The organism is Serratia sp. CY33525 (assembly GCF_052169115.1).
Lineage (GTDB): Bacteria > Pseudomonadota > Gammaproteobacteria > Enterobacterales > Enterobacteriaceae > Serratia > Serratia sarumanii.
The window spans coordinates 69931-91804 of the sequence record NZ_JBJNLK010000001.1 but is presented as its reverse complement, the minus strand read 5'-3'; the positions used below and the strand labels follow the sequence as shown (position 1 = coordinate 91804).

At 56.7% G+C, this 21874-nt stretch carries 19 protein-coding genes; 8 read left to right on the top strand and 11 right to left on the bottom strand.

Annotated elements, in window-relative coordinates:
* Window positions 1-435: 435 nt before the first annotated feature.
* From ACJ8IM_RS00390 to oppF, 6 genes are all read left to right on the top strand, one after another.
* Window positions 436-2073, top strand: a complete 1638-nt coding sequence (locus ACJ8IM_RS00390; protein ID WP_033654358.1) for an ABC transporter substrate-binding protein — start codon at window positions 436-438, stop codon at window positions 2071-2073.
* Between the two features lie 149 nt (window positions 2074-2222).
* Window positions 2223-3860 carry an oligopeptide ABC transporter substrate-binding protein OppA gene (oppA, locus tag ACJ8IM_RS00385; protein WP_033647597.1) on the top strand — a complete coding sequence of 546 codons (1638 nt, stop codon included), beginning with the start codon at window positions 2223-2225 and terminating at the stop codon, window positions 3858-3860.
* Between the two features lie 83 nt (window positions 3861-3943).
* On the top strand, window positions 3944-4864 hold the full coding sequence (gene oppB / locus ACJ8IM_RS00380) for an oligopeptide ABC transporter permease OppB (protein WP_033654356.1): 921 nt from the start codon (window positions 3944-3946) through the stop codon (window positions 4862-4864).
* A 14-nt stretch (window positions 4865-4878) separates the two neighbouring features.
* Window positions 4879-5787: an oligopeptide ABC transporter permease OppC gene (oppC, locus tag ACJ8IM_RS00375; RefSeq protein WP_033634783.1), complete on the top strand. Its 909-nt coding sequence runs from the start codon at window positions 4879-4881 to the stop codon at window positions 5785-5787.
* Window positions 5788-5798: 11 nt separating this feature from the next.
* On the top strand, window positions 5799-6815 hold the full coding sequence (locus ACJ8IM_RS00370; RefSeq protein ID WP_033634782.1) for an ABC transporter ATP-binding protein: 1017 nt from the start codon (window positions 5799-5801) through the stop codon (window positions 6813-6815).
* Window positions 6812-7813 carry a murein tripeptide/oligopeptide ABC transporter ATP binding protein OppF gene (oppF, locus tag ACJ8IM_RS00365; protein ID WP_230116451.1) on the top strand — a complete coding sequence of 334 codons (1002 nt, stop codon included), beginning with the start codon at window positions 6812-6814 and terminating at the stop codon, window positions 7811-7813. The genes ACJ8IM_RS00370 and oppF overlap by 4 nt, the downstream gene beginning before the upstream one ends.
* Before the next feature lie 74 nt (window positions 7814-7887).
* Here the strand turns inward: oppF and ACJ8IM_RS00360 are convergent, their stop codons facing one another.
* Both ACJ8IM_RS00360 and cls read right to left on the bottom strand, forming a co-directional pair.
* A complete protein-coding gene (locus ACJ8IM_RS00360; protein WP_004932139.1) occupies window positions 7888-8211 on the bottom strand; it encodes an HI1450 family dsDNA-mimic protein in 324 nt (107 codons plus the stop codon).
* 56 nt (window positions 8212-8267) lie between these two features.
* Window positions 8268-9728 carry a cardiolipin synthase gene (gene cls / locus ACJ8IM_RS00355; protein WP_033634781.1) on the bottom strand — a complete coding sequence of 487 codons (1461 nt, stop codon included), beginning with the start codon at window positions 9726-9728 and terminating at the stop codon, window positions 8268-8270.
* A 242-nt stretch (window positions 9729-9970) separates the two neighbouring features.
* On the opposite strand from cls, the gene ACJ8IM_RS00350 reads away from it, so the two are divergent.
* Window positions 9971-10147, top strand: a complete 177-nt coding sequence (locus tag ACJ8IM_RS00350; RefSeq protein ID WP_025159792.1) for a YciY family protein — start codon at window positions 9971-9973, stop codon at window positions 10145-10147.
* A gap of 45 nt (window positions 10148-10192) precedes the next feature.
* Here the strand turns inward: ACJ8IM_RS00350 and ACJ8IM_RS00345 are convergent, their stop codons facing one another.
* The 7 genes from ACJ8IM_RS00345 to smfY form a co-directional block, all read right to left on the bottom strand.
* Complete coding sequence (locus ACJ8IM_RS00345) at window positions 10193-10684, bottom strand: Dps family protein (protein WP_004932132.1); 492 nt, start codon at window positions 10682-10684, stop codon at window positions 10193-10195.
* A gap of 1136 nt (window positions 10685-11820) precedes the next feature.
* A complete protein-coding gene (locus tag ACJ8IM_RS00340; RefSeq protein WP_051917594.1) occupies window positions 11821-12585 on the bottom strand; it encodes a KilA-N domain-containing protein in 765 nt (254 codons plus the stop codon).
* 79 nt (window positions 12586-12664) lie between these two features.
* Window positions 12665-13657: a hypothetical protein gene (locus ACJ8IM_RS00335; RefSeq protein ID WP_033652992.1), complete on the bottom strand. Its 993-nt coding sequence runs from the start codon at window positions 13655-13657 to the stop codon at window positions 12665-12667.
* An 84-nt stretch (window positions 13658-13741) separates the two neighbouring features.
* Entirely contained in the window at window positions 13742-14209 is a 468-nt protein-coding gene (locus tag ACJ8IM_RS00330; protein WP_033652993.1) for a hypothetical protein, read from the bottom strand.
* A 195-nt stretch (window positions 14210-14404) separates the two neighbouring features.
* A complete protein-coding gene (locus ACJ8IM_RS00325) occupies window positions 14405-14914 on the bottom strand; it encodes a hypothetical protein (protein ID WP_033652995.1) in 510 nt (169 codons plus the stop codon).
* 728 nt (window positions 14915-15642) lie between these two features.
* Window positions 15643-16923 (bottom strand): tyrosine-type recombinase/integrase, encoded by a 1281-nt coding sequence (locus tag ACJ8IM_RS00320; protein ID WP_051917595.1) that lies wholly within the window; start codon window positions 16921-16923, stop codon window positions 15643-15645.
* Between the two features lie 568 nt (window positions 16924-17491).
* On the bottom strand, window positions 17492-18964 hold the full coding sequence (gene smfY, locus ACJ8IM_RS00315; RefSeq protein ID WP_033634780.1) for a multidrug efflux MFS transporter SmfY: 1473 nt from the start codon (window positions 18962-18964) through the stop codon (window positions 17492-17494).
* A gap of 127 nt (window positions 18965-19091) precedes the next feature.
* On the opposite strand from smfY, the gene ACJ8IM_RS00310 reads away from it, so the two are divergent.
* Window positions 19092-19655, top strand: a complete 564-nt coding sequence (locus ACJ8IM_RS00310) for a TetR/AcrR family transcriptional regulator (RefSeq protein WP_033652996.1) — start codon at window positions 19092-19094, stop codon at window positions 19653-19655.
* 142 nt (window positions 19656-19797) lie between these two features.
* Here ACJ8IM_RS00310 and ACJ8IM_RS00305 read toward each other — a convergent pair whose 3' ends face one another.
* Together ACJ8IM_RS00305 and ACJ8IM_RS00300 are read right to left on the bottom strand one after the other, a co-directional pair.
* Window positions 19798-20805, bottom strand: a complete 1008-nt coding sequence (locus tag ACJ8IM_RS00305; protein WP_033634778.1) for a substrate-binding domain-containing protein — start codon at window positions 20803-20805, stop codon at window positions 19798-19800.
* Between the two features lie 33 nt (window positions 20806-20838).
* Window positions 20839-21816, bottom strand: coding sequence for an ABC transporter permease (locus ACJ8IM_RS00300; protein WP_373275240.1), 978 nt, complete (start codon window positions 21814-21816; stop codon window positions 20839-20841).
* Between the last annotated feature and the right edge of the window lie 58 nt (window positions 21817-21874).

Below are 21874 nucleotides of genomic sequence, written 5' to 3'. Positions count from 1 at the left end.
GGGCTTGTCTCACTTTCATCCAGGTGTTATTAGTGATTAACCGCCCGTAGACAGGTGTTTGTTCTTTGAATGATTGGATTGTTAACTGAATGTTTCTTTTCGCGGCGGTGAGATCGTGCTGACGGTTTCAATTGAAATGAATTCGGTTTTTTTGCCTTTAAAATCATATCAATGACATTGGTTTTTCTTGGCCTCGAACGCAGGGGACGGATCGGGCTTCGGGCGATAAAAGAGAATTGCTTAACATTTTCGTAAAATTTATTGGCTATGGAATTTGGCTTCTGCTAATTTCCGAGCAACTTTCCCGTGGTCAATTAACTGAAATGCGCCATAAAAACGGGAATGATTTTTGCTGGTATCCGTTTATTTAGAATTCTTATAAACACTTCACAAACTTCGATAAGCGATGCTTGTCGGTGAAAAGGAGCCTCGATTATGCAGCAAACCCTGAAGCGTACTTCTTTGACCTTGTTGATTAGCGGCGCGCTGAGCGTCGGCGCCGTAAATAGCGGTTGGGCGGCGCAGGTGCCGGCCGGCGTTCAGTTGGCGCAGCAGCAGAATATTGTGATCAACAACGGTAGCGAAGTGGCTTCATTGGATCCGCATAAGGTCGAGGGCGTACCGGAAAGCAATATCATTCTTAATCTGCTGGAAGGGCTGGTGAGCACCGACGCCAACGGGCATGTGGTGCCGGCGGCGGCGGCGAGCTGGGAAAACCAGAATTATCAGCAGTGGACTTTCCACCTGCGTCCCGGCGCGGTGTGGAGCGACGGCAGCCCGGTGACCGCGCAAGATTTCGTCTACAGCTGGCAGCGTCTGGCCGATCCGAAAATCGCCTCGCCCTATGCCAGCTACCTGCAATACACCAAAGTCGAGAATATCGACGACATCCTGACCGGTAAGAAGAGCCCGCAGACCCTCGGCGTCAAGGCGCTGGACGACCAGACGCTGCAGGTGACGCTGAGCGAGCCGGTGCCGTATTTCATCAGCATGCTGAGCCACACGTCGCTCAAACCGGTCAAGCGGGCGGTGGTGGAGAAATTCGGCGATAAATGGACGCTGCCCGCCAACTACGTCGGCAACGGCGCTTACCGCCTGAAAGAGTGGGTGGTGAACGAGCGCATCGTGCTGGAGCGCAGCCCGAGCTACTGGAACAACAAGCAGACGGTGATCAATCAGGCGACCTTCCTGCCGATTACCTCGGAAGTCAGCGACGTTAACCGCTTCCGCAGCGGCGAGATCGATATCACCAACAGCGCCATTCCGCCATACCTGTACGTCAAGATGAAGCGCGAAATGCCTGAACAGCTGCACGTTAACCCTTATCTGTGCACCTTCTATTACGAGCTCAATAACAAGCAGGCGCCGTTCACCGATGCGCGCGTGCGTACGGCGGTGAAGATGACGCTGGATCGCGACATCATCGCCAACAAGATCATGGGCCAGGGGCAGATCCCGGCCTACAGCTTCACGCCGACCTTCACGGAAGGCGCTAACTTCACGCAACCCGCGTGGGCCGGCTGGAGCCAGGAACAGCGCAACGCTGAAGCCAGGAAACTGCTGGCGGAAGCGGGCTACAGCGACGCCAAGCCGCTGAAATTCTCGCTGCTGTACAACACCTCCGATCAAAACAAACAGCAGGCGATCGCCGCCGCGTCGATGTGGAAGAAGAACCTGGGCGCTGAGGTCACGCTGCGCAACCAGGAATGGAAAACGTCGCTGGAGAGCCGTCATCAGGGGCAATACGACGTGGCGCGCGCCACCTGGTGCGGGGATTACAACGAGCCCAGCGCGTTCCTGAACCTGGTGCTGTCCAACAGCAGCATCAATACCGTGTTCTATAAGAGCCCGGCGTTCGACGCCATCATGGCCGCCACGCTGAAGGCGCCGGATGAGGCCGCGCGCGCCGCGCTCTATCAGCAGGCGGAAGCGCAGCTGGACAAAGACTCCGCGTTGGTCCCGGTTTATTACCGCGTCAGCGCGCGGTTGATCAAGCCGACGGTGGGCGGGTTTACCGGCAAAGATCCGCTGGACTATACCGACGTTAAAAATCTGTACATTATCAAGCAGTAAAAGGGGTATTCCTGGCGCTAGTTCGCTGAGGAATATAGGGAAGGCCGGCCGCCGCATTCGTTCCGCGGCGGCGGGAAAACAGAGTCCGCTTACGGGCAACGCAGGTTCCACGAAGAGCCTGTGATAATAAAAAACTGGAGTCGATAAGTATGACCAACATCACGAAGAAAACGCTCATTGCCGCCGGCGTCATCGCCGCGCTGGGCATCACAGCAACCACCTCCGCCTTTGCCGCCGACGTTCCTGCAGGCGTGCAGCTGGCCGACAAGCAAGAAATCGTCAAAAACAACGGTTCCGAAGTGCAGTCGCTGGATCCGCACAAAATCGAGGGCGTGCCGGAAAACAACGTCACCCGCGATCTGATGGAAGGCCTGGCGAACAACAGCCCGGACGGTTCCATCGTGCCGGGCGTCGCGGAAAGCTGGGATAACAAGGATTTCAAAGTCTGGACCTTCCACCTGCGTAAAGACGCCAAATGGTCCAACGGCAAGCCGGTAACGGCGCAAGATTTCGTCTACAGCTGGCAGCGCGTGGTGGATCCGAAAACCGCGTCGCCTTACGCCAGCTACCTGCAGTACGCCCATGTGGAAAACGTCGATGACATCATCGCCGGTAAAAAAGACAAGTCGACGCTGGGCGTGAAGGCCATCGACGACCACACCTTCCAGGTGACCCTGAGCGAGTCGGTGCCTTATCTGGTTGAAATGACCCCGCACTACGCCATGAAGCCGGTTTACAAAGACGCGGTGGAGAAGTTTGGCGAGAAGTGGACGCTGCCGGCCAACTACGTCAGCAACGGCGCCTACAAACTGAAAGACTGGATTGTCAACGAACGCATCGTACTGGAACGCAACCCGGAATATTGGGATAACGCCAAAACCATCATCAATAAAGTGACGTTCCTGCCTATTTCGTCGGAAGTGACCGACGTTAACCGCTACCGCACCGGTGAAATCGACATGACTTACAACAACATGCCGATCGAACTGTTCCAGAAGCTGAAGAAAGAGATCCCGAAAGAGGTGCATGTCGATCCTTACCTGTGCACCTATTACTACGAAATCAACAACCAGAAGGCGCCGTTCACCGATGCGCGCGTGCGTGAAGCGCTGAAGCTGGGCATGGATCGCGACATCATCGTCAACAAGGTGAAAAACCAGGGCGATCTGCCGGCCTACAGTTTTACGCCGCCATACACCGACGGCGCCAAGCTGACCCCGCCGGAGTGGTTCGGCTGGACGCAGGAAAAACGCAACGAAGCGGCGAAGAAACTGCTGGCGGAAGCCGGCTACGGCCCGGGTAAACCGCTGACCTTCTCCCTGCTGTACAACACTTCAGACCTGCACAAGAAGCTGGCGATCGCCGCCGCCTCCATCTGGAAGAAAAACCTGGGCGTGGACGTGAAGCTGGTGAACCAGGAGTGGAAAACCTTCCTGGATACCCGCCATCAGGGCACCTATGACGTGGCGCGCGCCGGCTGGTGCGCCGACTACAACGAACCGAGTTCGTTCCTGAACATGATGTTGTCCGACAGCAGCAGTAACACCCCGCACTACAAGAGCGCCGAGTTCGACAAGCTGATGGCCAACGTGCTGACCGCGAAGACCAAAGACGAGCGCGCCGATCTGTATCAGAAAGCGGAAGTTCAGCTGGATAAGGATTCCGCCATCGTTCCGCTGTATTACTACGTGAACGCCCGTTTGGTGAAACCTTACGTCGGTGGCTACACCGGCAAAGACCCGCTTGATAACGTGTACGACAAAAACCTGTACATCATCAAGCATTGATACGGTAAGAGCCGGCGGCGCAGGCCGCCGGCCCATGTTGAGAATAATAAGCCGTCATCAGGCTGTCGCACAGGGTTAGGGCAATGCTTAAATTTATACTTCGTCGCTTGCTGGAAGCGATCCCGACACTATTTATCCTTATCACCATCTCATTCTTCATGATGCGCCTGGCGCCCGGCAGTCCATTTACCGGGGAGCGCGCATTGCCGCCAGAAGTTATGGCGAATATCGAGGCCAAATATCATTTGAACGACCCGATCTGGAAACAGTACGGTCATTATCTGGCGCAGCTTGCGCAGGGAGACTTCGGCCCGTCCTTTAAATACAAGGACTATTCGGTCAACGATCTGGTCGCCGGCTCTTTCCCTGTGTCCGCCAAACTCGGCCTGGCCGCGTTTCTGCTGGCGGTGGTGCTGGGGGTGAGCGCAGGCGTGATTGCCGCGCTGAATCAGAACACCAAATGGGACTACACGGTGATGGGGTTCGCCATGACCGGGGTGGTGATACCCAGTTTCGTGGTGGCGCCGCTGTTGGTGCTGATCTTCGCCATCACGCTGAAATGGCTGCCGGGCGGCGGCTGGAACGGCGGCGCGCCTAAATTCATCATCCTGCCGATGGTGGCGCTGTCGCTGGCCTATATTGCCAGCATCGCCCGTATCACGCGCGGCTCGATGATTGAAGTGCTGCACTCCAACTTCATCCGCACCGCGCGCGCCAAAGGCTTGCCGATGCGTCGCATCATTTTCCGCCACGCGCTGAAGCCGGCGCTGCTGCCGGTGCTGTCCTACATGGGGCCGGCGTTCGTCGGCATCATCACCGGTTCGATGGTGATCGAAACCATCTACGGTCTGCCGGGGATCGGCCAGCTGTTCGTTAACGGCGCGCTGAACCGCGACTACTCCCTGGTATTGAGCCTGACCATTCTGGTGGGCGCACTGACCATTCTGTTCAACGCGATCGTCGATGTGCTGTATGCGGTCATCGATCCGAAAATCCGTTATTAATCTGGAGCACGCGAATGATGTTGACTAAAAAGAACAGCGAAGCTCTGGAACACTTCAGCGAGAAGCTGGAAGTGGAAGGACGCAGCCTGTGGCAAGACGCGCGCCGGCGCTTTATGCACAACCGCGCGGCGGTCAGCAGCCTGTTCATTCTGGTGTTGATCACGCTGTTTGTGGTGCTGGCGCCGATGCTGTCGCAATTTGCCTACGACGATACCGATTGGGCGATGATGTCCGCCGCGCCAAGCGTGGAATCGGGGCACTATTTCGGCACCGACTCCTCCGGGCGCGATCTGCTGGTGCGCGTGGCGATCGGCGGGCGCATCTCGCTGATGGTCGGCGTGGCGGCGGCGCTGGTGGCGGTGATCGTCGGCACGCTTTACGGCGCGATGTCCGGCTATCTGGGCGGCAAGGTCGACTCGGTGATGATGCGCCTGCTGGAGATCCTCAACTCCTTCCCGTTCATGTTCTTCGTGATCCTGCTGGTGACCTTTTTCGGCCAGAACATCCTGCTTATCTTCGTGGCGATCGGCATGGTGTCGTGGCTGGATATGGCGCGTATCGTGCGCGGCCAAACCCTCGGCCTGAAGCGCAAGGAGTTCATCGAAGCGGCGCTGGTGTGCGGCGTCTCCACGCGCAATATCGTGCTGCGGCATATCGTGCCGAACGTGCTCGGCGTGGTGGTGGTGTATGCCTCGCTGCTGGTGCCGAGCATGATCCTGTTCGAATCCTTCCTCAGTTTCCTGGGGCTGGGCACGCAGGAGCCGCTCAGCAGCTGGGGCGCATTGCTCAGCGACGGCGCCAACTCAATGGAAGTTTCACCGTGGTTGCTGCTGTTCCCGGCGGGTTTCCTGGTTGTCACTCTGTTCTGTTTCAACTTTATCGGCGATGGCCTGCGTGACGCCCTCGACCCGAAAGATCGTTAAGGAGTGCAATCATGAGCACCATTGAACATCCTCAACTGCAAACCGGCGCCGGCGTCAAAACGTCGCCGCTGCTGGACGTGAAAGACCTGCGCGTCACGTTCTCCACCCCGGACGGCGACGTGACGGCGGTGAACGATCTGAACTTCGACCTGCGCGCCGGCGAAACGCTGGGCATCGTCGGTGAATCCGGTTCCGGCAAATCGCAGACCGCGTTCGCCCTGATGGGGCTGCTGGCCAGCAATGGCCGCATCGGCGGCTCGGCCAAATTCAACGGCCGTGAAATTCTCAACCTGCCGGAAAATCAGCTCAACAAGCTGCGGGCCGAAGAGATCTCGATGATCTTCCAGGACCCGATGACCTCGCTCAACCCTTATATGCGCGTTGGCGAACAGCTGATGGAAGTGCTGATGCTGCATAAGAAAATGAGCAAAAGCGAAGCCTTCGAAGAGTCGGTACGCATGCTCGACGCGGTGAAAATGCCGGAAGCGCGCAAGCGCATGCGCATGTATCCGCACGAGTTTTCCGGCGGCATGCGCCAGCGCGTGATGATCGCCATGGCGCTGCTGTGCCGGCCGAAGCTGTTGATCGCCGACGAACCGACCACCGCGCTGGACGTGACCGTCCAGGCGCAGATCATGACGCTGCTCAACGAGCTGAAGCGCGAATTCAACACCGCGATCATCATGATCACCCACGACCTGGGCGTGGTGGCCGGCATCTGCAACAAGGTGCTGGTGATGTACGCCGGCCGCACCATGGAATACGGCAGCGCGCGCGAGGTGTTCTACCAGCCGAGCCATCCGTACTCCATCGGCCTGTTGAACGCGGTGCCGCGCCTCGACGCCGAAGGCGAAGCGTTGCTGACCATTCCCGGCAACCCGCCGAACCTGCTGCGGCTGCCGAAAGGCTGCCCGTTCCAGCCGCGCTGCCCGTACGCCATGGAGCAGTGTGCGAGCGCTCCGCCGTTGGAGCAATTTGGGGAAGGGCGCCTGCGCGCCTGCTTTAAACCGGTGGAGGCGTTGGTATGACAACGGTAACCGACAAGAAAGTGCTGCTCGAAGTGGCCGATTTGAAAGTGCACTTCGACATTCATGACGACAAACAGTGGTTCTGGCAGCCGCCGAAAACCCTGAAAGCGGTCGATGGCGTCACGCTGCGGCTGTTCGAGGGGGAAACCCTGGGCGTGGTCGGCGAGTCCGGCTGCGGCAAATCCACCTTCGCGCGCGCCATCATCGGCCTGGTGAAGGCCACCAGCGGGCGCGTCGCCTGGCTGGGCAAAGATCTGCTGGGCATGAGCGACGCCGACTGGCGCAAAACCCGCAGCGATATCCAGATGATTTTCCAGGATCCGCTGGCTTCGCTCAACCCGCGCATGACCATCGGTGAGATCATCGCCGAGCCGCTGCGCACCTACTACCCGAAAATGCCGCGTCAGGAAGTGAAGGACAAGGTCAAGGCGATGATGCTGAAGGTCGGCCTGCTGCCTAACCTGATCAACCGCTACCCGCACGAGTTTTCCGGCGGCCAGTGCCAGCGTATCGGCATCGCGCGCGCGCTGATCCTCGAGCCGAAGCTGGTGATCTGCGACGAACCGGTCTCCGCGCTGGACGTGTCGATTCAGGCGCAGGTGGTGAACCTGCTGCAGCAGCTGCAGCGCGAGATGGGGCTGTCACTGATCTTTATCGCCCACGACTTGGCGGTGGTGAAGCACATTTCGGATCGCGTGCTGGTGATGTATCTGGGCCATGCGGTGGAGCTGGGCACCTATGACGAGGTGTACCACAATCCGCAGCACCCTTACACCAAAGCGCTGATGTCGGCGGTGCCGATCCCGGATCCGGACAAGGAGAAGGAAAAGCAGATCCAGTTGCTGGAAGGGGAGCTGCCTTCGCCGATCAACCCGCCGACCGGCTGTGTGTTCCGCACCCGCTGCCCGATCGCTGGGCCGGAGTGCGCCAAGACGCGTCCGCTGCTGGAGGGCAGTTTCCGCCATGCAGTTTCGTGCCTGAAGGTCGATCCGCTGTAATGCGCCGCTAGCTGGCAACAAAAAGCCCCGCTGAATGAGCGGGGCTTTTTTTTATCCGATATGCTATCGGCGAATCACTCTTTCCACAGAATGTGGCACAGCTTGTGGTCTTTCTCGCGGCAGATCAGCACGCGGGCGAACACGTCGTTGATCGGCTCGCCGTCGCTGTCCGCCAGACCGATCACCACCTCGGCGAAGAAGTCCGGGTTCAGATCGTAATCCACGTGCTCGCTCCAGTCTTCGGAGGGGTCGTACAGTTCGGCGCCGCCGCGCTCTTCAAACTGCAGGTTGAACAGCAGAATATCCGCCGGATCCAGATTGTCGCCGGCCAATTCGAGGAAGATGTCGTAGGCCTGTTCCAGCGTTTCGTCTTCGGTAAGGCGGTTATTCAAATCCATAAAAAAATCCTGATAACAAATGATTTGGCGCTATTAAAGCACGCTCGTCGCGGCTTTTACAGCAGCGGGCTGAAAAAGTAGAACAGGCGCTCGACCAGGCGATGCCAGAACGGCCGCTTCAGCCACTCTTTGGCGTTCAGCAGCTTGGAACGGGCGATGTAATCTTCCTGCACGCAGGCCAAATCGCTGCCGAAGCCGTCATCATCGATCACCAGCGTGATCTCGAAATTCAGCCACAGGCTGCGCATATCCAGATTGACGGTGCCGACCAGGCTGAGTTGCCCGTCCACCAGCACGCTCTTGGTATGCAGCAGGCCGCCTTCGAACTGATAGATCCTGACGCCGGCCTCCAGCAGCTCGGAGAAGAACGCGCGGCTGGCCCAGCGCACCATCATCGAATCGTTGTCGCGCGGCACGATGATGCTGACCTCGACGCCGCGCAGGGCGGCGGTGCAGATGGCGTGCAGCAGATCGTCGCTCGGCACGAAGTACGGCGTGGTCATGATCAGCTGCTCGCGGGCGGAATAGACCGCGGTCAGCAGCGCTTGGTGGATCATCTCCTCGGGGAAGCCGGGGCCGGAGGCGATCACCTGAATGGTGTGGCCGCTCTCCTGCTCGAACGGCATGATGTTGACGTCCGGCGGCGGCGGCAGAATGCGCTTGCCGGTTTCAATCTCCCAGTCACAGGCATAGACGATGCCCATGGTGGTGGCCACCGGGCCTTCCATGCGCGCCATCAGGTCGATCCACTGGCCGACGCCCGCATCCTGCTTGAAGTAGCGCGGATCGACCATGTTCATGCTGCCGGTATAGGCGATGTAGTTGTCGATCAGCACCACCTTGCGGTGCTGACGCAGATCCATGCGGCGCAGGAACACGCGCAGCAGGTTGACCTTCAGCGCTTCCACCACTTCGATGCCGGCATTGCGCATCATCGCCGGGTAGGGGCTGCGGAAAAATTGCAGGCTGCCGGCGGAGTCGAGCATCAGGCGGCAGTGTACGCCGCGCCGCGCGGCGGCCATCAGCGATTCGGCCACCTGATCGACCAGGCCGCCGGGCTGCCAGATATAGAACACCATTTCGATGTTGTGGCGCGCCAGCTCGATGTCGCGGATCAGCGCTTTCAGCGTGTCGTCGGTGGTGGTGAGCAGCTGCAGCTGGTTGCCCTTGACGCCGTCGATGCCCTGGCGGCGGTTGCACAGCTGGAACAGCGGTTCGGCGACTTCGCTGTATTCGGTGGCGAAGATGCGGCGGCTCTCTTTCAGCTCCTTCAGCCAGCGCGCGGTCGACGGCCACATGGCCTTGGCGCGCTCGGCCCGGCGCTTGCCCAGATGCAGCTCGCCGAACGATAAATAGGCCACGATGCCGAACAGCGGCAGAATATAGATAACCAGCAGCCAGGCCATGGCAGAGGGAACCGCACGGCGTTTCATTAAAATGCGCATCGTCACGCCGGCGATGAGCAGCCAGTAGCCGAACACCATGAGCCAACTGATTACGGTATAAAATGTTGTCATAAAGGCGAAAAATCCCGTTCGCAAACCACCAATGATGAGTGTACGCACAGATCGGGCAAGGCGAAACCTTTTATCGGCGCTTATGTTACATAAATATGATGAAGTTAAGGCACTTGCTGAAAATGAAAGGGCGGCTTTTGCCCGCACGGCGTCCGCTGTGCCGCCGATAACGGCGGCTTGGATCACGGGCGGAAAGGGCTATAATGCCCGCGGTTGGCATTAGACGAACGAGTGACGGAATTATGAGACGCAGTAGAAATGAAGTGGGCCGCTGGCGCATGTTGCGGCAGAGCCAACGCCGCCGGCATCGCTGGCTGGAGCGCCAGTCGTGCAGCAATCGCCATATCATCCGGGTGCGGCGCCGCCTGGACGATCAGCATCGGCGCGCGCTGCTGTTTGCGGTATCCTGCGAGTGGTAAAACGAAAACAGTCCCGTAAGGGACTGTTTTGTTATGGCGCCAGGGTTATTTGCCCAGATAGGCGTTGAGCATCCAGACCTGTTTTTCCTGCTCTTTGATGTAATCGCTCATCAGCGACGCGGTGCCTTCGTCGCCGGCGTCCGCCGCCACCGTCAGCAGTTCACGCTGCTGTTGCAGCAAGATTGAATACCCTTCCAACAGGCCGCGCAGCGTGCCCTTATCATCGGTCACGTTGGTGTGTTCCTTGATGTCGGCGGTTTTCAGATAGTCGCTGAAAGCGTGACGCGGCTGCGAGCCCAGCGTCAGAATACGTTCCGCCAGCTCGTCCACCTTGGTCAGCAGATCGTTATATGTCTCTTCGAACTTCGCGTGCAGTTCAAAGAACTGCGGGCCGGTAATGTTCCAATGATAGCCGCGCACGTTCATATACAGCACCTGATAGTTCGCCAACAGCGCGTTCAGCGCTTCGGCGAGTTTTGCCGATTGTTTACTGTCGAGGCCGATATGGGTTTTCGCTGCTTTCTTTGCCGTTGCCATAATAATCTTCTCCTGATTATTGATAACTATCCGGTAAGTAACGAGAAGGGTGTGGAGTCGCAACGATAGGGCAGCTGAGACCATTGAGTCAATGACTTTGTGTCTACCTTGTGCCTCACCTTGTGTCTGAGCTGCGGCTGGAGCTGGGTGGATGACCAGTGGTCTTTGTTGGGTCGTGTTGTTATAACATATCATTAATCTAGCCCTGCCAGACCCTATGGGGGAAACTGGTCAGGAATGAAGTATTAGATGGGTACTCAGATTTTTGTGGTAGAAAACATTCTAGCTGCCAGCCAAAGAACCAGATGGTCGATGACCCAGAGTAACAGCCAGATGATGAACAAGGGGCTCATGCATGACGTCTCCTCTTGAGGTTGGTGACTGGATGTCTGTACTAGTTGACTGGTACAAAAAGAACTCCAGACCCCAAAGTAGGAGACTGGAGGTGTAAAGAGAAAATGGAGATTGCTCAGACCATCGATTAGGCATTCTGGTATGAGGCTCAGAGTCTGTTACTGGAAGGTCTGACTTAAAGTTAATTGTGATTGTTAATAATATTAATCACAATAACCCGTAGTGAGAGCTTTAAGTAAGAGACTTAGAGTAAAGAGCTTTAAGTAAGGAACTAAAGGGGATAGCTTAGAGTGCCCCCCCTTACCCCCCCCCACGATGCTCTGTGGTGGTCGGTTGACGTGCCCCCCTCTCTATAGTCAGGGTTTAGTCCTTGGCCTCCCAGTCCTGACGTTAACTCCCTGACAGTAAAGCAATAACCAGTCTAATGCTCAGTCTTTGACCATTGAGCACCAGCACCGGGTCTTTACCTCTGGCTCCTGCCACAGTCCCGGCCTCACGGTGGCCGATACGTCCTGCCGTCCCCACAGTGACCTTCCAGACAAGACCGGTAGGTGACTCAGGGTCAAGGGCTAAACGTTCCTCTATGGCGCTCCTGTGGGCTTCAACCAGAGCTATGCGACGTTTGGTTGACTCAGAGACCAGTGGTTTAGGTGGACGCTTAGGCTGTGGGACTTTACCGGACTTGAAGGGCGGAGCTTTGGGTCGGGAGGGGCTGGTGAAGACTTCAAGTAGTTGGAATGGTTGAATTGTAATCATGGTAATCGTCCTCCTTATGGTGGTGGTTATCTCCTGCGGGTGGTTGCCTTCCTCTTGGCTCGTGTCGCTGCGGCCTTGGCCTGCTTATCACGCTCCAGAACCTCAGACCATCGGGCTGCATTCTCCTGCATCCACGCATAGCCCTTGGCTGTCACCTTCCAAGAGTCTCGACCGTAGAGGCTAGTGTCGATGACGAACAGTCCCAGCTTGAAGCCCGCAGCGTGTGGGACAATCACATCGTCGCCTCTGTCGTGACAGAATTTGGTGGTGAACTTACCGCTACGCAATAGCCCTTCTTTCAATAAGTTAGGCGGCAGCCGCAGGGACTTACAGCAGGCAGACCACGGAGCGGCTCCACCATTCCGTAGGCGGTCAAAGAACACATCGGAGGCAGGCTCCAGCTTATCAATGATAGCGGTCTTCTCAGCTAACTGGAGGACGGCTACACGCTCCCGGAGAATCAGGTCGTTGCGCATCAAGACGTAGGCATCGACAACCTTCAGGTAGAACTCAGGAGACACCCACATTGCATAGGCGACCGCACCATGCTCAGTTGCCCAAGTACCATTACCATCGGAGGTCTGCAAATTTGCAGAGCTGACCATCACATCTTTAATTCTATCGCGCCATTGGCTAGGCTCTTTATTGACCGGTAGTCCCAACTCACGGTGAATCTCGTTCAGTGACCACATCCGGTCTTCACCTGCATGGAACTCCTTCCCGTCGATTACGATGGGCAGGGCTGGCAGCTGCGACTCATTGGTCAAGACTTCAGGTTGTTTATTAATCATATTTGATGCTCCTGTGTGAAAAGTAAAAAGCCAGCAGGGTTATCTCCCACCAGCTTTTACGTACAGTTACCGACTGCTGTTACGCCTTCCAGCTAATCCGGGTCACGATTGGGAACTTAGCGTCAACCGTAGCCATGTGCTCCTTGTCTTTAACCTTGGCAGTCGCTTCAGTCATCACGTAGGCACGAGCCAGAATCTCGAAGCTCCAAGCCTGACGTTGAGGAATACGGGTACGCTTCACAGAGAACCACTCACCATCTTTATCCAGAGGGCTGAAGGCAATAGCGGAGAACATCTTAGGCAGGGCAAAGACGCCACGGTCTTCACCACCGTAGTAACGCACATGGGTTCCCAGCAGGTCGTCCACATCTTCCAGTCCTGCACGATGAGCCGCACGGGTCAGGGCGCGATACATGTCAGCATGTACCAGATAACCGTAAGCAGACACCTCGTTGCCCACCGATGGGTCAAGACTCATGGTGATGACGTCGAGTAGGTCTTCAGCCATCTCACGTGGTTTACCGGAAGGCTTATCCTGCTCGGTGGTACGCATAGCGCTAGAGGTCAGCAGGACGTCAACCAGCTTGCTATTGATTGCAGACTGAAGGGCAACATGGATTTGCGTCAGGTGCTGCTCAAGGGCTGCTGAAGTCCATCCAGCCATCATGGCGAAGTCGGTCACGTGGAACTGGTGAGAGACCAGTAGTGCTTTGTCAGCAGGCAGTGAGAAGATTTCAGTACCGGCCAACAGCTCACCCTTTTCAGGTTTAGACCAATCGCCATGCAGGTTCAGCCATGCGCTCCGGTCTTCCAGCAATGAGGCTTGTACTGGGGTCGGCTGGTCTTGCTTGGTCGGTAGCCATTCGGTCGGGAATACTTCATTAGCGGTGGCCTGATTGTCGTCACTGTTCAGGCTGGTGCGCAGGGATTCCTCCAGAGCGACAGCGTAATCGTGGGAGGTATTAGCCCCAGCCAGAGTGTCGCCAGCATCAGCGATAACGACAGAGCTGTTCATGTTCGACAGGTTGGAGACTTGCAGGTCTTGAGGTGCTTCATAGTTGAATGGTTTCATAGTGATATTACTCCTTCTTAAAGTTTGAATAGGATAGGTCGTCGACACCATTGCTAACGACCCTGGGCAAATGAGTGATGAGGGTTAGAACTTCTCGTCCAACATGCTGTAGTTGCTACCGTCAGCCTGAGTGAACTGTGGCCGGTTGCTACGAGTCTGCGCCCGCAGGTCAGCGAAGTGGTTTCGAATAGCAGCCTGCTTACGCTCACGCTCTTCCCGCTTCTCAAAGTCCTTACTGGTAGGCGGCAGGTAGCTTGCGAACCGCGCAGCGTGCGTGTCAGCGTCTTTCTGTCGCATGTCCTTTTCAGCTTTCTGCTCTGCCAGTAACTCGCGCAGACCGGTAGTGAAATGACCGTATCGGGTAAGGTCTAACTCCGGGTGCTGTTCCATCAGGGGCAGCAGAACCTTCGTAGCGCCTTGACGTGGGCGACTCTGGTACGGTGCCAAGGCCATCGGGATTAGGACGTCCTGAAGATAATCCACGGTCACAGGCTGGCCGGACACGTTGGCTTCATTCTTCTTCAGGTCGAGGTGGATAATGTTCAGTTTCATGGTTGTGGTCTCCTTATTGATGGTTAAACTTACGGTCTGCCAACTGCTTAGCGAGACCATTGATTACTTCTTGGGGTGTGCCCGGTAGTCGGGACTCTGGGTCGAGGCCAAGCATGGACTTGAGGGTCTCCACCTTGTAGCCACGTAGCATTAGTTCGTAGCGGTCACGTGATGACTTAGGGTTCAGGCTGTGGGTCATGACTGGATGCTCCGGCGCTTCAGCTGAGAGAAGTCACAGCGGCCTACACGTCTCTCCTCGTAGACCTCTTCTGAGACCAGCTTGCCTCTGCTGTAATGCTTCACAGCGTGTCGGGAGATGAAGTCCTGAGCGTTGGTATCAATGCTGTCGTCAGCAGCCACAGCGGCCTGTACAGAAGCGCTGGAGGTCATTGCCACAAATGCCTTAGTGACTTCCAGTCCGTACTCAAAGTCTAACCAGCGTCCGAACTCAATGGCGGCTTCAGGTGTTGCTAACCAGCTGGTGCCGAGGCGACCCATATCTATTTTCTTTATGAACCCGTTTTTCGGGTTGATAAGATGCCTGCCTACATTGGTACGCATGAAGCGGGTAACTTCAGTCGAGCGACCATCAGCCACCTTGCCAATCTGAATGCCAATGCGTCGAATCTCATCGAGTCGGAACAGGCCGTCTTGGGACTGGATGTCTTGACCGAAGATGTGAATGGTGTATTCGTTACTGCTCATAATCGTTGTACTCCTTTTAAATATGCTCTCGTCCGTGTCCCCTCTGCGCGCAGCTACGTAAGCCCCCAACGATAGGGAACTGCGTCAGCACTTCAGAGAGCACATTCAGAAAGACTTACGGTTGGTGTGATTGGTCTGGGGGGAGACCGTGGTGATAAACCGGATTTTCTGGTTATTCATTTATGAGGGTGATTTTCGCCCGCATTAAATATCGACCAATCCTAACCTTCAGACCCACGAGTCAATGCGTACAGTCAAGAAGCCATCGCTGGCTAGCTGTCGTATCAATCAAGAAGTGAGCAACGAGATAAGGATGAGGTGTCGTTGGCAAAGCTAACTGTAAATTGTCGATGGATAGGTGAGTGGAGAGGCCGCGGCCATTCCCTCCGGTCTGTCACTACCGGGATATGCTTTAAGTCTCAACCTGATAGGGGTTGACTTAGTGGGTCGGGAATGTTGGTGACAGTTAGGTCACGGCATCTCATCCACATCAATCAAGCTCACTCCCAGTGAAGGAGACCAACCCGTTAATGAAAACCGGAAGTAAGCTTGTTGATGAAGACGATTAGGATTGAACTGGTCGTTCTACCTATAGTCGGGGTTTAGTACCTGAGGGTCATTCTCTCTATAGTCAGGGTTTACTTAACCACATGTTATATCTAACAAAAAGGCCACCCTCTCAGGTGACCTCATTCTCTTTCCTTATTACCGTAGACAGTCAGCTTTGCTCACAACACCGCCTTCTTTATCGCATCCTGCATCTTGACCAGCTCCGCCACTGCACCCTTGCCGTAATGGTCGTAGGTAATGGAGTTGCTGCTGTGCCCCAATATCGCCTGAGCTGTCGTCAGAGCCACGTCAGCAGCCTTCAGTCTCCCGGCCATAGAATGCCGTAGGCTGTGGAACGTCAATCCCTCACCGTCTGCCTTGGTTTTATCCTGAAGGTTTCGGAAATGCTGGCTTGCAACCCCACGACTGATAGAGAAGACCTTGCCTCCATCAAGCGGCAGACCCTCAAGGAATCCTTTGAGGTCAAATCCCAGAGCACCGTCTACGAGTGGGACTACACGCTTACTGTATTTATTCTTCAGGCTCTTGCCTTCACCGCTATCATTAATGTCGATGAAAGTTATTCCCCCGAACGTCTTAACGTCCGATACATCCAATTGCATCAGCTCCCCAAGTCTTGCCCCGGTAATAGCAGCAAGGGTCACCAAAGCCGCTATAGGCGTTCCCTTCGAGCCTTTCAATAGGTTGACCACCTGCTCATTGCTGAAGGCTTTGCGCTTGGAGTCAATATCCTTCGTATACTTCAGTTTCGCACTGTAATCATTGTTTATATGACCGTTCAATTTAGCCCAGCTGAGTAAAGTAATAAGTTTCGCCAGCAAGGCATTCACAGTGGAATTACTTCGAGTCTGAGCCAAATACTCTCTAATAGCCACGAGGTCAGCACGAGCATGATTAGCCATATCAACACAGCCTACAGCCGCCGAAGCCTCATATAGTGTCTTATGAGCAGACTGCACGACTCGCAGGGTAGAGGCCGACAGGTTGACTGCGTGTTCCGACAGGTAGATAGACGATAAGGTCTTGATGCTTAGGGCTTCAGTAGCATTTGAGAGGCCGGAAGGATTGTTGATTAAGGATTCATTGTGAGCGTCTTTCGGTTGTTCCATTCGGTTAAGCAGCCCACGAGCCTCACCACGAGCTTTAGACTTTACGTCTTCCATCAGGCTCAGTGCATCCACGAGGTGCCGGTGCTGGTCGATAGATAACTGCTGAGTTGCTGCAATTTCCTTAAGACTGGAGACCGTATCCTCCACCAGATTAACCATAGTTCCATCAGCATCAGGTTCGACCATATTCCAATACCCACGAGCATCACTGTCGGTTAGGAACTGTTCGGCCATGACCCGAAGATGCTCCTTTAGCTCCTCTCTGGTGGCGTCTGGCTTATCCAACATGAACGCCTTGAGGGTAGAGGACAGGTGGTCGTAACGCTGCATGGCTTCGCCTTTTAGTTTGGTCTTGAGAGATAACGCGAGCAGAGACTTGGTGCTGCCTACGATGCGGAGACGGTAAGTATAATACCCTGAGTCACTGCGCTTAACGAGCTGCGGCCTAGCAAGCGCTAGTAGGGCTACCTGTGATAGCTGCGACCTAGCAAGCTTTCGGTCTGAGACTGTAGGTTTGACTTCGTTGGGAGTTGACTCTGTGACCTCAGGGAGAAGTAACGAGTGACTAACAGGTTTGTGTCTACCTTGTGTCGGTAGACTTACAGATAGGGGCTGATGGACAGGTAATAACGTAGCGTTACTATGTGGCTGAGGCCGCATGGAGACTGACTCCTAGTCTTTAACTGTGAGTCCCTTCTCTTAATCTTCTCCTGATTATCTGTTCCGATAGTAGACAGAATCAATTTCCATAGGGGATACAGTAACCGGATTTATCGCAGGGTTAAATACGATAACAGGCATTATTGCCATCGTTCAAACCGATGACGACAAATCCGTCGAGCAAATTGCCGAATCAGTTTACGCAGGTTCCGCCGGCGAAAAAAGCCGCTTTTATCGGTTACTTGCGCAGCGCCAGTTTTACCGCCCCGGCGCCCAGCGCCATTAACAGCGCGGCGGCGATCAGTACCGTAATAAACGCGCGATCAAAGGCCAGACGCGCCAGCTGCGTCAGCTGCTGCGCGCGATCGGCCGCCATCCCGGCCGCCAGGCGCAGGGCTTCGTCGATGCTGTCGTATGCCAGCGGGTTGACCGGCAGCTCCGCCGGCAGCGCCAGGCTATGGCTGTAAACCGCCGTCATCAACCCGCCGAGCAGCGTCACGCCCAGCACGCCGCCCAGCTCGTAGGAGACGTCCTCGATCGACGCCGCCATGCCGGATTTTTCCTCCGGCGCGTTCAGCATGATGGCGGTAGAAGCGGCGGTGATCACGCCACCGAGGCCAAAACCCACCAGCGCCAGGCTGACCAATTGCAATGCCATGCCGCTCTGGTATAACGCGGCAAGACCGGCGATGCCGAGAGTGGTCAGGACAAAACCGCCGAGGATGATGCTGCGTTCGCCGTAGCGCGGCAACAGCAGGCCGGCTACGGGCCCCGCCAGCGCCGAGGCCAGCGGGATCGGCAAAATAAACAGCGCCGCCTGCAGCGGGCTGAGGCCGAGCACCAGCTGTAGGCGTTGGCTGAGCACCAGTTCGATGCCGATCAGCGCCACCATCGAAAGCAGCGCCACGCCGATGCCGCCGGCGAACAGCCGGTTGCGGAACAGAGAGAAATCGATCATCGGGTGGGCGCTGCGCTGCTGACGACGCACGAACAGGGCCAGGAACAACACGCCGATCAGGGCTGCCACAAGCAAGGCACTCACATCAGGCGTCGGCTTGCTCAGCTCCTTCAGCGCATAGATAGCGCCGACCAGGCCAATCATGATCTGCACCGAGCCGACGATGTCCGAAGGGCGCGGGTTATCGCCACCGCAGCGCGGGATCAGTTTCCACGCCAGCGGCCAGACCAGCAGCACGACCGGCACATTGATCAGGAACACCGAACCCCACCAGAAATACTCCAGCAGCAGGCCGCCGACCACCGGGCCGATGGCCGCGCCGCCGGAGGCCACCGAGGCCCAGATGCCGATCGCCAGCGCGCGTTCGCGTTCGTCGGTAAAGACGTGGCGCACGATGGACAGCGTGGCGGGCATCATCATCGCCGCGCCAACGGCGAGGAACACCCGGGCGGCGATCAGCCACTCGGCGGTGGGCGAGAACGCGGCGCACAGTGACGCGACGGCAAACACCGGCAGTCCGGCGAGAAACAGCCGTTTATGGCCGATGCGATCGCTCAGCATGCCGGCGCCGGGCAACAGGCCGGCCACCACCAGCGGATAGGCGTTGACGATCCAGAGTTTTTGCGAGGCGCTGGCGTCCAGCGCCTGGGTTAAGCGCGGCAGGGCGGTATATAACACCGTCATATCGATGACGATCAGGAACAGGGCGCTGGCGACCATCGTCAGGATCAACCAGCGGTTCTTGGCGTACATAAGTCATAATCCAGTTGAAGTGGGCCGCGCGGAGGCGCCGCCATTCGGATAACCCACCGGCGATGCCGGGTGGTATACTGGTGATAATATATATCCATACGTTCGTATTGAAAAGAAGGGTTTCTTAATGGGACGTCAACGCAGCATCGATCGCGACAAGGTTTTGGACATCGCCGAAGAAATCGTCGCCACCCAGGGCGCCGCCGGCTTGACCATCGACGCCGTCGCCAAAGCGATGGGGATCTCCAAGGGCGGGGTGCAGTATTGCTTTGGCAGCAAAGACGCCCTGATTGATGCCATGTTCGATCGCTGGGGCAGTGCCTATGAAACGCTGTTCAAGGCTATCGCCGGCGACGATCCTTCACCGCAGACCGCCGTGCGGGCGCATATGCTGGCCACCCACAGTTCGGATCAGACCGCCAGCGCCAAGGCCGCCGGGCTGATGGCGACGCTGATTCAAACGCCGGAGCATCTGGTGAGCACGCGCGAATGGTATCGCAGCCGCATCGCCGGGCTCGATTTGACCACCGAAGAGGGCAAGCGCGCGCGCCTGGCGTTTCTCGCCACCGAAGGCGCTTTTATGCTGCGTTATTTTGGTTTGATGGATATCGACCAGGCGGAATGGGAAACGATGTTCACCGATATGCAGGCGTTGATTTTAACTGAGGATGCCTATCGCACTGATAGCTAGTAAAGCCCGCAGTGAAGGGCGTATGGTTATCGAACAAGATATTCCCTCGAAGAACTTTTAAGCCAGCCACTCCGTGCTGGCTTTTTTTTTGTTTGCAGGCAAGCGCCCAAGCGGTGCCCCCTGGAGGCAGGGGGCGGGGGGATTATTTACGGGCGTCCAACAGCGATTGGGCGTTCTCTGCGGTGACGACGGTCCACGGAATGTAGTAATGCTTCTGCGTGCCGCCTTCCCATTTCAGATCCTTGGCGTACTGTTTCCAGATATCCGACTGCGGCTGATAGCTTTCACCTTTCACGGCGCGCAGCGCGACGTCGATGGAACCCTGCATCTGGCCTTTGGCATCTTGCAGGATAGAGACCATTTCACCGGCCTGCACCGCATGAATCGCGTCGGAAACGCCGTCAACGCCGGCAATCGCGAAGTCCTTCACATTCAGGCCGGCGCCTTTAATCGCCTCGATAGCGCCCAGCGCCATCTCGTCGTTTTGGCCAATCACGCCGTTGATTTTGCCCCGATGTTTCTGCAGCCAGTTTTCCATCAGCGGCTGCGCTTCCGCGCGTGACCAGTTGGCCGTTTTGCGTTCAAGCACGGTGACCTGGCCGGCGCCGCACTCGGCTATCGCTTTATCATTGCCCTTGCCGCGCTGGATCTCGCCGCTGCCGCCTTTCGGGCCTTCGATAATCACCACGTTCACCTTATGGTTCTTGCAGTCGAGTTTGTCCAGTACGGCTTTGGCTTCCAGATATCCCCCCAACTCGTCGTTAGACACCACTTCAGACGTCATCGCGTCTGTGTTCAGGCGCGCATTGGTGACCACCACCGGGATTTTGGCCTCGTTGGCATTGGTGACGATATCGATATTGGCCTCAAAATCCATAGGGTTGACGATAATGGCATCGGCGCGCGTCTGGATAGCGGTGGCGGCCTGATCGTTTTGCACCGATGCATCATAACGCCCATCGTAGAAGGTCAGCACGGCTTCGCCGCTTTTCACCGCCGGGTGTTCCTTCCCGAACCTTTCCATCAATTGCACGAACTCGGCTTTGTTGCCGTACATCAATACCGCGATTTTAACCGGGGCGGCCTGGGCTGCCGACAGGCTGCCCAGCATCAGGGCAGAGGCAAACAACGCTATCTTGGTCTTATTCATGGTTTTCTCCTGGTAGAGTTGGGTCTGATGTTATTAATCGCGCTGTTGCTTACGCGAGGGGTCGAGCAATACGGCAAGGACGATCAATGCGCCTTTGATAATTTGTTGGTAATACGACTGCACGCCGAGCAGATCGAGGCCGTTATTCATCACCCCGATAATCAGCACGCCGAAGAAGGTGCCGACCAGCGTACCGACGCCGCCGGCCATGCTGGTGCCGCCGATCACCACCGCCGCGATGGCGTCCAGCTCATACCCTGCGCCGGCATTGGTCTGCGCCGAACCGGTGCGCGCCGTGAGGATCAGGCCGGCGATGCCGGCCAGCGCGCCGCACAGCGTATACACCAGTATTTTGATGCGGGTCACGTTAATCCCCGAGGTGCGCGCGCTCTTCGGGTTGCCGCCGACGGCGTAGATGTAGCGCCCGAAGAGGGTTTTATTCAGCACGAGCCAGGCGAGGGCGAACAGCACGATGAAGATGATGACGGGCACCGGAACGCCGCCGACATAGCCATTGCCTAACCAGCGGAAATCGCTGTTCAATTGCGATACCGGATTGCCGTTGGTGGTCAGCATGGTTAAACCGCGCGCCGCGGAGAGCATGCCCATGGTGACGATAAACGGCTGCAGCCGATAACGGGCTAACACGGTGCCGTTCATCAGGCCGCAGACGATGCCGATGCCCAGCGCCACAATCAGTGGCACCATGACGGCGGTCGCGGTGTCGCCGATAGCCAATCCGCTGTTGTTGGTGGCGAAGCGGGCGGCGACGATCCCGCTTAACGCCAGCACCGAGCCCACGGAGAGATCGACGCCTGCCGTAATGATGACGAAGGTCATGCCGATCGCCAGAATGCCGTTGATCGAGACCTGGCGCAGGACGATCAGGGTGTTTTCATTGCTGAGAAAATAGTTGCTGCTCCAGGCCCCCTGAGCGACCTGATATTCGCCAATCAGCGCCACGATCAGGCACAGGGCGAAAAAGGCGATGATAATGCCGTATTTGTGCATACGGCGCTTATTGCGGGTGAAAAATGAAATTCCTGGTGATAAGGAGTGGGCGCTGCTC